Genomic DNA, 12951 nt, shown 5'->3' with positions numbered 1-12951 from the left:
GGGAACTCGATGCCACTGGGAAACAGCATGACGAAAGAACGGTTCAAGGAGTCCTTGAGCTGCTATCCCCGTGCCCTGCGGGAATTCTTCCGCAATGACGGGCTGGATATAGCGGCGTCTCTGTCCTACTTCATGGTCCTTGCCATGTTCCCCGGCCTCTTGGCCTTGATCTCGCTGCTGTCCTTGGCCGGTGCCAGCGAAAGCGGCACCAAATGGATCATGGAGCTGCTCGAGCAGAGTCTCGCCCCGAACGGTGAATCGGCAAGCGGCGACTCGCAGCAGCTGCTCGACACCGCCGAACAGCTGCTCGCAGGCTTGGCATCCCAGGCCAGCGGAACATTCTGGGCAATCCTCGTCGGTTCACTCGGCGCCTTGTGGAGTACCTCTGGCTATGTCACGGCATTCAGCCGCGCATTGAACCGGCTTTACGGTGCACCGGAAGGCCGCCCGCAGTGGAAGCGCCGCCCGCAAATGTTCCTGATCACCGTGCTGATCATGCTCGTTGCCGTCGTAACCTTGGTGCTCCTGCTGACTTCGGGCTCCGTCGCCCGGGCAATCGGCAACATCATCGGCATGGGCGACAGCTTCGTGCTCATGCTGAATATCGCAAAGCCACCATTGATGCTCATCATGCTGCTGCTGGTTCTGGCCTTGCTCTACTACTTCACCCCCAACGTCAAGCCGACGAAATTCCGCTGGTTCTCGCCCGGTACCCTGACCGCTCTGGTAATCCTGGGGCTCTCGGTCTTCGGCTTCGGCATCTACGTTTCGCAGTTCGCCAGCTACTCCGCCACCTATGGAACCATTGGCGGCGTGATCATCCTGGTCCTTGCTTGCTGGATCAGCAATATCGCTTTGCTCCTCGGGGCCTTGGTGGATATCGAATTCATCCGCCTCCGCCAGCTGCGTACCGGCATGCCGGCCGTTGATGATGTGCTGCTTCCGCTGCGCGATGACACTTTGATAGCGAAGCAGGAACTGGCCTCGTACAAGGACCTGGTCCAGGCCCAGGAGATCCGGATCAAGCACGGTGGCGACCCGCTGGAGGATATGGAAGCGGATCCTTCAACCAGTCCGAAACGCAAGATGAAGCTGCTGCCCATGGGGCTGGTTGCCGCGGCCGCCTGGACCGCTGGCCGAATGAAAGCCAAACGCGATTTGCGCCGGGACTCAGAACAGTCCCGATAGGCTCAACAGCGCCCACCAGAGGCCGCCGAATCCCAGAATCGCGATCGCCAATAACCACAAGGAAGGAAAGGTTCGCGTCGCCGCAGCGATCAAGTACGCATCGGACTTGGCAATATCCTTGCGCCTCCACAGGTGCACCGCGAGAAGCTTCACGAAGTCCTTCAAGCCCGCCAGCAGCAGGAACCCGGCAATCAGCAATGCCAGATACAGGTAGGCATCGACCGGCGCAAAGAAGACCACTCCCAATGCCACTGCTGCGCTGATCGTGCACACGACAAAGGCCGGCCAATTGCGGACGAAGACCAGCGCCAGCAGGAACAGCAACGCATAGATTCCCAGGGCCCGCCCGGCATAGCCCGCAGATATCCCCCACAGCATCAACGCTGAAACCCAAATGGGTGCGGGGTACCCGAAGATCCCGGCAATGATGACGGAGAACTTGCCCCGGCCGATGCTGCGCACTTCCCCGGAATGGTCCCAGCCCAACCGCAAGCCAGCCACGTACCTGCCGGTGAACAAGGCCGCTACGATATGGCCGAGCTCATGGATCAGCGTGGAGTACAGCCCGGTGATACGCCATACCGGACGCGGTACTACCAAGACCAGGATCAGGAACGCCAGGATCAGCCACTGCCACTGGTTCAAGGCCACGTCCACCGGCTGCGCGAGCCGGTCCCAAGCCTGGGCAATATCTAGATTCATTCCTGCTCCTTCGTGGCATCCAACATGACTCATTCTTGCAAGCCCGGCCTGCTACCGGCTGTCCGGCGAGCGCATTTCCCGGCTTTCTGGGAAACATCACAGGTGGCAGGCATAGTCTGCATAGCGAAACACTTTGCTATATCCCTTGAAGGAGTCTCATGTCCCGCATCGCTTCAACTGCCTTGGCCACCACCGGTTTGCTGGGCGGCTACGCTACCGGCCGCGCCACGAAGAAGCGTCCGCTGGCCGCGGTAGTGCTCGGTGCCGCCGGCGTTGGCGCGTTCCTGCTGTGGAAGAAGGACGCCGGAACCGGCAAGGCGGTGGCCCTGGCCAGCGCGTACCTCGTCGGCTTCGGTGCGTCCCATCCGCTGGCCAAGAAAATCGGCGCGTGGCCAGCAGTGAACACGGTGACTGCCGGCGTGGCCCTGCTCTCGCTGGTGCTCGGCGGTTCCAAGAAGAAGGCAGAGGAGCTCTCCTAAACGGGAACAGTGAATCTGTCGGGGTCTGGTGCTACGTTGACTAGGTAAGAATCGAGTCAGCGAAAGGCCCAGGCCCCGTGTTCTTCCTGGATGATCAGTTCATCTTCTCAGCGAGCGACCTGTCGGTCTCTGTTGACTGCAATTACCAATCCCTGTACCTGCTGGATGTGAAGCTCGGCCTGCGTCCCAAGCCGGATATGGCACGGGATGAGATGCTCGAACGCACGGCGGTGCTTGGCGACGCCCATGAGCAGAACGTCCTCAAGGAGCTGATCGCGACCTACGGCGACTACGACCCGCAGACGGGGACCGGCGTCAAGCAGTTCGCCGACCGTCCGCAGATGACCCCGGCAGGCCTGCGGGCCGCCCACGAAGCGACCATGGATGTGCTTCGCAACGGTGCCGATGTCATTTTCCAGGCCACCTTCTTCGACGGGGCTTTCCTTGGTTTTGCCGACTTCCTGGTCCGCCAGCCGGATGGCACCTGGGCCGTCTGGGATACCAAGCTCGCGCGCCATGCCAGGGTCAGCGCGCTGCTGCAGATTGCGGCCTACGCCGACCAGATGCTGGCAGAGGACATCCCTGTATCCACCTCGGCAACACTGGTCCTCGGCGACGGGACCCACTCGGTGCACCGCGTTGACGAGGTGCTGCCGGTCTTCCGGGCCCAACGCGAACGCTTCCTGGCCATGGTGCACAAGCACCGTGCGAAGAACCAGCCGGTCGAGTGGAATTCCGACGAACTGCGCCTGTGCGGCCGGTGCGACTACTGCGAAGAGCAGGCCCAGGCATCACGCGACCTGCTGCTGGTTGCCGGGATGTCCATGGTGCAGCGTGAAAAGCTGCGCGCCCGCGGCATTACGACCATTGACCAGCTCGCCGGGCTCGACGCCGAGCCGCGCACCGCGCTGCAGCGCGTCACCGACCAGGCCAAGATGCAGCTGGGCCTGGCCACCGCGGATGGCAGCGCCCACGGCGTGTCCTACCGGGTGAAGAACGCCGGCCCGATCTCTTCCCTGCCGCGCCCCGACCAGGGCGATATCTTCTTCGATTTCGAGGGCGACCCGCTCTACCAGGACCCGTCCGATGGTTCCTGGGGGTTGGAATACCTCTTCGGCGTTGTCGAATACGACACCGGTGCGCCGGTATTCAAGCCGTTCTGGGCGCATAGCCGCGCCGAGGAACGCCAAGCGTTCCTGGACTTCATCGCCTATGTCGAGGAGCGCCGCCAGCGCTACCCGCAGATGAAGGTCTACCACTACGCGCCCTACGAGAAGACTGCGCTGCGCAAGCTCTCCCAGGTGCACATCGCCGGCGAGGACGAAGTCGACCAGTGGCTGCGCGAGAATCTGCTCGTCGATCTCTATGAGACCGTGCGCAATGCCCTGGTGGTGTCCACCCGCTCCTACTCCATCAAGAAGCTTGAACCGCTCTACATGGGCGAGCACCTGCGCTCCGGCGATGTCACCGATGCCGGCGCGTCGGTGGTCGCCTACGCCCAGTACATGCTGGCGCGGGACACGGAGAACGAGGATGCAGCTGCGTCCATCCTGGCCTCCATTGCCGACTACAACGAGTACGACTGCCTGTCCACGCTGCGCCTGCGGGATTGGCTGCTCACGCTCGTCGACCAGGCGCCCGGCACGCTTCAGGACACGCCCGAGCCTCCCGCGGCTGGCGAGGAGTACGAGCCCACCCCCGAGGAGCTGAGGCTGCAGGACTACCTGGCGCAGCTGCCCCACGGCCAGGCGCTGAGCGATGATGACCGGGCGATCGCCATGGTCGCCGCCGCGACCGGGTACAACCGCCGCGAGAAGAAGCAATTCTGGTGGGAGCACTTCGATCGGCTGTCCGCGCCGATGGATGACTGGAGCGATGTCCGCGGGGTCTTCATCGTGAACTCGGGGGAAGTGCTCGAGGACTGGCATAAGGCCACAGAGCGGGCGCGCACCTACACGCGGGTGACGAAATTGCAGGGAACGCTGGCCGAAGGCTCGCTGCTCTCCCCCGGCTCTTCGGTGTTCGCCATGTTCGATGCGCCGTTGCCTGAGGGCATGGCAGTGGACGACGCCGTGCGCGGCGGCGCATTCAATGCCACGGTGGTCGAGCTCGGAGAAGGCTGGATCACCATTGCGGAGAAATCCAGCGGCAAGATTCCTGCCTACCGTGCACTTCCCTGCGCTCTGGCACCCGACAAGCCGTTGGCGACCGTGAGCATCGATGCGGCGCTCACCGAAATCGCCCAGCAAGTTGGCTCCACCGTGCCGGTGCTCCCGCAACGGCCGGGCATCGACATCCTGCGGCGGATTCCGCCACGCCTGAAGACCCTGTCGGCGCCGGTTGAACCGGAACTGGTCGACGGCCAGGCCCAGGTCTATCCTGCCGTGGTCCAAACGCTGAAGGACCTGGACAATTCCTATCTAGCGGTGCAGGGTCCCCCGGGCACCGGCAAGACCTTCGTCGCTTCGCATGTGATCCGTGAACTCATCGACTACGGATGGAAGATCGGGGTGGTGGCCCAATCCCATGCGGTGGTTGAGAATGTGCTGCGCAAGGCCGTGGAAGCCGGGGTGGATCCCGAGGTGGTGGCCAAGGAAGTCAAGCACAAGGATCCGGTGCCTTGGACCGGCACGTCCAAGGAATCCGTGGCCGAGGTGCTGGATGCACCCGGCGGCGCGCTCATTGGAGGCACCGCCTGGACGCTGACCGGTTCGAAGGTTCCTGCCGGGAGCTTGGACTTGCTGGTGATCGATGAGGCCGGGCAGTTCTCCTTGGCCAATACGCTGGCCGTCTCCCGCGCGGCCCGTAATTTGCTGCTGCTCGGAGATCCTCAGCAGCTGCCGCAGGTCACCCAGGGCACCCATCCGCAGCCGGTGGATGAATCCGCGCTGGGCTGGCTCTCCGGTGGCGAACCGGTGCTGCCCGCCGAGTTGGGCTACTTCCTGGCGGCCTCATGGCGGATGCACCCGGCATTGTGCGCCAAGGTGTCGGCGTTGAGCTATGACCACCAGCTGTTCTCGGCGGATGCTGCCGGGCTGCGGGTGCTGGAAGGCACCGAAGCCGGGGTCGAAACGGTGTTCGTTGAGCACCGGGGCAATACCGTCAGCAGCGTGGAAGAAGCGGAGGCCATTGTCCGCCTGGTGCGCGAGCATCTGGGCATGCTGTGGAGCCCGGGCCCCGGCAAGCCGGCCCGCCCGCTGGCCGCCGACGACATCCTGGTGGTAGCCGCCTACAACGCGCAGGTGAATCTGGTGCGCGAGGTCCTGGAAGCCGAGGGGCTGCCGGATGTCAGGGTGGGAACGGTCGACAAGTTCCAAGGCCAGGAAGCCCCGGTAGTGCTGGTGACCATGGCGTGTTCCAGCGCCGCCGATGCATCGCGTGGCATCGAGTTCCTGCTCAACCGCAATCGCATCAATGTGGCGATTTCCCGCGGCCAATGGAAGGCTGTCATCGTGCGCAGCGAACGGCTCACCGATTACCTGCCGTCCAACCCGTCGACGCTCTCCCAGCTCGGTGCGTTCATGGCCTTGTAGCCTGGGTGCGGATTGGTCCGGTCACTTGCGGGCCGGATCGATCACGTCCTGAACATCGAAGAAGCTGTCCAGTACTGGACGGTCGCCGCGTTCTTCCTTGGCGAACTGCAACCCGTCCACGTTGATGCGCATCTGCCGCTGGTATTCATCTCCTTGCTGCATCCATGCGCGGATGGTTCCGTCAACGCCGTAGAAGTAGTCGAAGCCCTGCTCCTTGAAGAACTCGTAGCGGGCACCTGAGTAGCGTTGGGTCCGGGCAATATCCGATCCGAATGGATAGATGAAGTGGCCGGTCTTTCCCACGATCGGTTCCACCTCGTCCTTCCACAGCTTCATGTCGCGCTTGAGCCGAGCCATGCTGTCGGTCCCGGTGGCAATGTGCCCCCACGAATGCGATGCGAACACCCAACCGCTGTCCTTCATCGCCTCGGCGATCTTCGTGGCCATCTTCTGGTCGGCTTCCAGCGTCGTGCTTTCCGGGTACTGGCTGGCCGAGGTGCGGTAGCCGAACGCTCCGTTGTATCCGGTCATCGCGACCAGGCCGCGGGCATTGCGGTAGCTGAAGTCGGGATGCTCGGCGATGAAGTCATCGACCATGGTGGTGACGTCGTATGCGCCAACGTGCGTTTTGCCTTCCGCATCTACGTATTCGTTGCGGACCTTGCCGTCCTTGTCCAGCACCAGCTTGCTGGCGAAGCCATCGCCATCCATGTATTCGTAATAGCTCAGGTCGTCAACGGACAGCACCAGTGGCTTCTTATCCTTGGGAAGCATGATGTCCCGGTACTTCATCTGCCCCTGCTTATCGGGCGAAGCGAAGTCTTCAGGGTTGACCAGCACATAGTCGCGCTCATGCAGTTCTTCGAGAATGGCCGCGAATTCCTTCTGGGTCACCATGTAGTTGGCGTAGCCCTGTGAGCTGTTTCCGCCGTCAAAGGCCCGGTCCGGATCGACTATCAGCGAGTGGAAAAACAGGTGGGGTATCTGGTCCGGCTCGTCCCACGCCGAAACTTGGCTCTTCTCGTCTTCCAGGCCGCCAACCATCTGGTTCAGCTCTTCGGCGCTGTCCTCCTTGGCGAGCTTGATCGCCGCGTCATAGTCGTATCCGTCAGCCAGCCGGTTGATCTCGGCCTTGACGCCGTCCACGCGTGCTTTTTCCTGCTCGGCCTTTTCAATGGCAGCGGGATCCGTGGACGGTGCTGAGGGCGGTTGCGCCGTGCTGCACGCGGCAAGGCCCAGCACCAGCCCGAGCGAAATCACAATGCGTAGGTTTTTCATTGGCTGCGACCTCCATGACCTCCACCGCGCCTGCAGGTCCGGAAGAAAACTAGTTGTCATCTGCTATTTTCGACCCTACACAGGTAGTGCTGGGGGTAAAACCCTTTCGCGATGAAATGTCGAAGCAGAACGTTGCCTATCATCCAGCTTTTAGGGAGCTCACATTTTGGAAGGAGTCCAATGATTTAGAATTGATTGGTTAGGCATTTCAAAGATCAAGGAAGTACATGCAGCCCTCGCACCGCGCGAATAGTTTGTGGCTTCAGTCCCAGCAGTTCAAAAGCTCGGCAGCGTATCGGCTTCTGACCGCCCAGCCGTGGGCTGTGGCATTCATCCGTGCAGAGTTCACCGCAGATCGTTCCCGTATCGCATTGGAGCTTTTCCATGCCTCGCTGGATTCCTTCCTGAAGCAGGCACGCAAAAGCGATGACCAGATCCCTGCGTCCTATTCGGCCCAGGATTTCGCCGAGACCTGGGTCAAGCAGGGAATCCTGGCTCGTCCGCTGATTGACGGGCGCTTCGTCTATGAACCCAGTGCGCAGACCTTGCGCACCTTGCGCTTCTTAGCGGATTTCTCCACCGACGATTCGCATTTGAACTCCTCGCGCCTGAACACTTTGCTCTCGTCCTTGGAGTCGCTGGCCCACGAGACGGATCCGGATCCCGAAGCGCGTATCCGTGCCCTCGAATCCCAGATCGCGCTGCGCCAAGCCCAAATCGACCAGCTGCGCAGCGGGGACGATCCGGCGGTGCTCTCCCGCACCACCGCGTTGTCGGCCACCCGATCCGTGCTCGATCTGGCCTCCAGCCTGCCTGCGGATTTCCGGCGCATGCGCGATGGCGTCCAGGACATGCTCCACTCGCTGCGCGAAGGCATTCTGGATGCGTCCACTGCAAAGGGCGTCGCCGTGGGCCAGGTGCTGGAAGCCGATCGCCAATTGCGCTCCACCGCCGAAGGCGAAACCTTCAGCGGATTCACCGAGTTTTTGAATTCGCCCGAAGCGCAGCAGCGGTTCCGCGCGGCACTGGCCGAGGTCCTGGAACGCGACTTCGTCGATGATCTGGAAACCCCCGAACGCCAGATCCTCACCAACCTGTTGCGCGAACTGCGCCGCCAGGCGGCTGAAGTCCATGCCTCCTACGGCAAGCTCTCCGAGTCCCTGCACGCCTTCGTCCAGTCCGAGGACTACAAGCAGGCCGAGCTGCTGCGCCAGGCAGTGCGCGAAGCCGAACTGGCGATCAGCAAGTCCACGAGCCTGAAGCCGCGCAGCGGCCTGGCCCCCATGGAGCTGTTCGCCCCGCAGTTCGTCACCCTTGCCGGGCTTGGAATCTACGATCCCTCCGAGCATGTGGCTCCGCCGCCGCTGGCCCAGGCGCCGGAATTCAGCGAAGCCGACATTGTGCGCAACCCGTCGACACCCCAGGCCGACATGCAGTTGCTGCGTGAATCCATCACCCGGCAGCTGGGCCAGTCCGGTTCCGGTTCGGTTCGGCTCGATGACGTCTTTGAATCATTGGATGCCGAGCAGCGGCACCTGAATACGATTCGCGCCCTGGTGGAGATCGGGCGCACCAATGGCGAGCCGCTGAACGAGAGCGACCTGCTCAGCATTGAATTCCAGCAACTAGATGGTTCTCAGCGAACCGCTATCCTGCCCGCGTTGAGCTTTACGAAGGAGCCGCTATGACCACGAGCGATTCATACGCCGCACCGATCACCGACCCGCTGTTTGACGGCGATACCGGAAAGTTCTCGCTGCCGCTGCGCCAGCTGCTGGTCCGTCTGCTGCGCGGCCCCTACCTGGACGGATCCACCGATCCTTCGGCGTGGCAGCTGCTGCTGGACCAGCAGCAGGGCATCAGCGATTACTTCTCCGAGATTTTCCTGGCCTTGCGGCTGGACATGGATCGCAAGATCGCCATGCTGGCCCCGGTCCAGATCGAACAGGTCCACACCTCCCCGATCGCTCCGCGCCGTCCGCTGAAACGCGATGAAACCCTGCTGGCCCTGCGCCTGCGGCTGCTGCTGGAGCAGCATTCGGGCAGCGGCAGCGATGCGGTGATTTCGCGGGCAGGCATGCACGAGATCCTGGCTGAGCACCGCCAGGCATCGGACCGTGACGACAAGCGCTTTGCCGAATCCTGCGATGCCGCTATCACCCGCCTGCAGTCCTTGCGCCTGCTCACCGGCACCGAGCTGGAGAACGAGTTCCGCATTTCCCCGGCACTGGCGATGGCCTTGCCGATCACCAATATCCAGGACATCCCGCGCTACATTGCGGCCATCGACGCCAATGACCCGGTGTTCAGCCTGGGCGCCGATGACACTGATGACCTCGCAGAGCAGACCCCCGAGTTGGTGCAGGAGTAACCGATGAGCATTGAAATGACTCTCCCGCTGGGCGGGGCGCTCAACCCAGGCCAGCATCGCCTGAGCCGAGTACAGATCGTCAACTGGGGCACCTTCCACGGCTTGCATGATCTGGCGGTGGACCGTGCCGGCACGCTGGTCACCGGCCATCCGGGCGTGGGCAAATCCACCCTGTTCGATGCGATGGGCCACGTCTTTTTCGCCACTCCCCGGCTGAACGAATCGGCCAATGATGCGGCCACCCGCGAGGACCGCCGCACCACGTTCTCCTATATGCGCGGGCGCAAGTTCAAGACCAGTGCCGGTACCGTCTACCAGCGTCCGGGCGCGACGTGGAGCGCCATTGTGCTCAGCTACGACGACGGCATGGGCAACACCGTGACCGCCGGCGCCGTCTTCGACCTGCCCGACGCCGGTCTGGAAGGCCAGGTCTCCAAGCACTACCTGTTGTGCGAGGACAAGGTCGATATCGCGGAGCTGGAAAACCACGGACCGCGCCGCTTCACTGTGTCCTCGCTGTCCAAAGCTCTGGCACCCAGCGAAGCCTTCGATACGCACAAGGCGTTCATCGAGCGCCTGCGCCGCCGGCTCGGAGTGGAAAGCGACAAGGCTTTCGCCCTGCTGCGCACCTTGCAGAACGGCAAGGGCCTGGCCAAGGGCGTCAACCAGTTCTTCCGCCATGAGGTGCTGGAAGAACCAGCCACGCTGAAGGCCGCCGCCGCGGCGGTGGAGGACTTCGCCCACCTGCGCGGCATCTACCGCCAGCTGGATACCGCCCGCGCCCAGCGCGACGTGCTGGCGCAGGTGCCCGAGCAGGACCAGGCCTACCGCGACTTGGCCGGGCAGATTGCCAGCACCCGGCAATTGCTCGAAAGCGACGTGAACACCCTGGAAGCCCAGGTCCGCCAGCTGGTGCTGCGCAATGACCTGGCCTCCCATGAATCCGAGCTGTCCAAGCTCAAGGCCGAAGAAGCAGAGCTGCGCCAGCGCAAGGATCAGCTCGATGACCAGCTGGCGTCGCTGGAAGCCGCCCACGATTCCGCCGGCTCCGCTTCCCTGATGCTGCTAGAGCGCGAAGCCGATGTGGCCCGCAAGGCGCTGAGCGAGAAGGAAAGCCTCATCCGCACCCTGCAGCAGCAGGCGGCGGATGCCGGATTGTCCTTTGAATTCTCCGCCACCGGCTTGGATGAGCTGCGGGCCAATGCCGCGCGCACCCTGCAGCAGCTCAGCTCGATTACCCATGATGCCCAGACTGTCGAGTACGAGGCCATGGCCACCCTGGTCAACCTGCGCAAGCGCGCAGAAACCCTGGCCGAGCAGATCCGCTCCTACCAGCGCCGGGCCAGCAACATCGACGACCGGTCGATCGCCGCCCGCCGTGCCATCGCCTCGGCCTGCTCGCTCAAGGAAGAACAGCTTCCCTTCGCTGGCGAGCTCATGGATGTCTCGGCCGATGCCGGCAGCTGGCGCCTGGCCGCCGAAAAGTCCCTGCATTCGCTGGCCCGCACCCTACTGGTTCCGGGCGAGCTGCTCGCCCAGGTCACCCACGCCATCGACCGGCTCGACGGCTTGGGCCGTGTGAGGTGGAGCGATATCTCGCAGCAGCCGCGCACCGCGCAGGCCGGCCCGGCGGATCTGGTCACCAAGCTGGACTTCGCGCCGGGCGACGCCGGGGCCTGGCTGAAAGCCAAGATCACCGCCGACTATCCATTGGCCTGCGTCGAGAACGATGCTGCCATGCATGTGCACCCCAAGGCGATCACCCCGGCCGGCACGATCAAGTCCGGCACCGGAACTTTTGAGCGCGACACCCGCACCCTGCCGGCGTCCGAGTACCTGCTGGGCTTCACCAACGAGTCGAAGATCGCCGAGCTGCAGTCCAAGGCGGCGCGGCTGGACGAGAAGATCATCAAGGCCCAGCAGGCTGCCGACGAGCGCAGCGCTGCGAAGAACAAGGTCGTGGCCAAGGCCCAGCTGCTGCAGGCGCTGGTTGCCGACGAGCGGACTTTCGGCCAGCTCGATGCCTCCGAAGCGCTGGAGGCATTGCGCCGCAGCGAGCAGAAGCTCGGCGACGCACTGGCGCTGTCCGGGGACTCCTCCCGGGTCCGCCAGCAGATTGAAACGGCGAAGGCCGAAGCCGAAACGCTGGTCGGCGACCTCGCGCTGGTCCGCTCGCGCATTGCAGATCTTGAGCTGCAGGTGCAGCGCGCGCAGCAGATCCTCTCTGCCAGCGAAGAGCTGGATTCCGGATGGGAAGACAGCATTCCCCCGGCCCTGCGCCAGCATCAGCTGCTGGGCCCGGTACTGCAGCAGGTTGCCGCCGGCGACTGCCCTGCCAGCGAGGACATCAGCGAAGCCTTTGCCGAGGTCAAGCTCCAGTTGGGCAGCCAGGTCAATTCCCTGCAGTCGCGGCGCCAGGAAATCGGTGGCGCATTGAGCGAAACCTTCCGCCGTTTCGCCCGCGAGTTCGGCACCTCCCACGCGCAAACCCACGGCACCACCGCTGAAGCCGCAGAGCACTACGCGCAGCTGCACGACCAGATTGTGGCCGATGGCCTGCCTCACCATGAGGCGCAGTTCCGCGAATACTTCGCGAACCGTTCCTACGAACGCTTCAGCGACCTGTTGCAGCTGCTGGATGAAGAGCGCCGGATGATCTCCGAGCGCATCAAGCCGCTGAACCAGATCCTCTCCGAGGTGGCCTTCGAGCATGGCTCGGTGCTCCGCCTGGAAGTGGCCAATGCGATTCCGGTGGAGGCCGGAACCTTCCGCAAGGAATTGAAGGACGCGTTGCAGGAGGCCTACACCACCAAGGACGAAAGCACCCTGGCCAGCTCGTACCAGGCGCTGGAGGCACTGGTCACCGCGCTCAGCGACCCAGCCATGACCGCCTGGCGCTCCACCGTGCTCGATGTCCGCCAGCATGTGATGATCAGCTGCAACGAGCACAAGCCCAACGGAGAAATCGAAACCGGCCTGGAACCGGGCACGCTCTCCGGCGGCGAAGGCCAGCGCTTCACTTCCTTCATCATGGGTGCCGCATTGGCCTACCAGCTGGGCTTCGCCTCGGCCGGGTTCACCTCCTATGGCACGGTGATGATTGACGAGGCCTTCATCCAGGCCAACTCCGAATATGCGGCGGCAGGCATACGCGCGTTGCAGGAGTTCGGCTTCCATCTGGTGCTCGCGGCCCCTGAAGACAAGATCGATTTGAGCCGCCATCTGGGATCCATCACGGACATCATCAAGCATCCGGGATCCAACATTTCGGGCTTCGTGACTACCGGCCGTTCCCCGGCCATGGCCACCACGATTACCCTGCGCTAGCTGCGCGGCACAGCACGGGGCCCGCAGGACGTTCCGCCACGCATCCGGCAAAGCGTCCTGCGGGCCCTTGCCT

Annotated in this window: 8 protein-coding genes; 6 read left to right on the top strand and 2 right to left on the bottom strand. The window is 63.3% G+C overall.

What is annotated here, in order from left to right; genetic code table 11:
* Positions 1–27 precede the first annotated feature (27 nt).
* Positions 28–1188, top strand: a complete 1161-nt coding sequence (locus tag ATK23_RS00370; protein WP_157801616.1) for a YihY/virulence factor BrkB family protein — start codon at positions 28–30, stop codon at positions 1186–1188.
* On the opposite strand, the gene ATK23_RS00365 is transcribed toward ATK23_RS00370, so the two are convergent.
* Complete coding sequence (locus tag ATK23_RS00365) at positions 1171–1890, bottom strand: M50 family metallopeptidase (RefSeq protein WP_066140116.1); 720 nt, start codon at positions 1888–1890, stop codon at positions 1171–1173. The two genes, ATK23_RS00370 and ATK23_RS00365, sit on opposite strands and share 18 nt — an antisense overlap.
* Positions 1891–2048: 158 nt before the next feature.
* Between ATK23_RS00365 and ATK23_RS00360 the strand changes: the two genes are divergently transcribed.
* Together ATK23_RS00360 and ATK23_RS00355 are read left to right on the top strand one after the other, a co-directional pair.
* On the top strand, positions 2049–2369 hold the full coding sequence (locus ATK23_RS00360; RefSeq protein WP_066140119.1) for a hypothetical protein: 321 nt from the start codon (positions 2049–2051) through the stop codon (positions 2367–2369).
* 77 nt (positions 2370–2446) lie between these two features.
* The gene (locus ATK23_RS00355) at positions 2447–5902 is read left to right on the top strand and encodes a TM0106 family RecB-like putative nuclease (RefSeq protein ID WP_066140121.1); all 3456 of its coding nucleotides are present in this window, start codon (positions 2447–2449) and stop codon (positions 5900–5902) included.
* 21 nt (positions 5903–5923) lie between these two features.
* On the opposite strand, the gene ATK23_RS00350 is transcribed toward ATK23_RS00355, so the two are convergent.
* Complete coding sequence (locus ATK23_RS00350) at positions 5924–7180, bottom strand: polysaccharide deacetylase family protein (RefSeq protein WP_066140125.1); 1257 nt, start codon at positions 7178–7180, stop codon at positions 5924–5926.
* Positions 7181–7407: 227 nt separating this feature from the next.
* On the opposite strand from ATK23_RS00350, the gene ATK23_RS00345 reads away from it, so the two are divergent.
* The 3 genes from ATK23_RS00345 to ATK23_RS00335 are packed head-to-tail and all read left to right on the top strand — an operon-like array spanning position 7408 to position 12878.
* Complete coding sequence (locus ATK23_RS00345) at positions 7408–8868, top strand: DUF3375 domain-containing protein (RefSeq protein WP_038990001.1); 1461 nt, start codon at positions 7408–7410, stop codon at positions 8866–8868.
* A complete protein-coding gene (locus tag ATK23_RS00340; protein WP_066140129.1) occupies positions 8865–9551 on the top strand; it encodes a DUF4194 domain-containing protein in 687 nt (228 codons plus the stop codon). The genes ATK23_RS00345 and ATK23_RS00340 overlap by 4 nt, the downstream gene beginning before the upstream one ends.
* Positions 9552–9554: 3 nt before the next feature.
* Positions 9555–12878, top strand: coding sequence for an ATP-binding protein (locus tag ATK23_RS00335; RefSeq protein WP_066140132.1), 3324 nt, complete (start codon positions 9555–9557; stop codon positions 12876–12878).
* Positions 12879–12951 lie beyond the last annotated feature (73 nt).

Origin of the sequence: Glutamicibacter nicotianae (assembly GCF_002797775.1) — a bacterium.
Classification (GTDB): Bacteria; Actinomycetota; Actinomycetes; order Actinomycetales; family Micrococcaceae; genus Glutamicibacter; species Glutamicibacter nicotianae.
The sequence above is the reverse complement of the archived record's forward strand: the minus strand, read 5'-3'. Positions and strand labels throughout refer to the sequence as shown.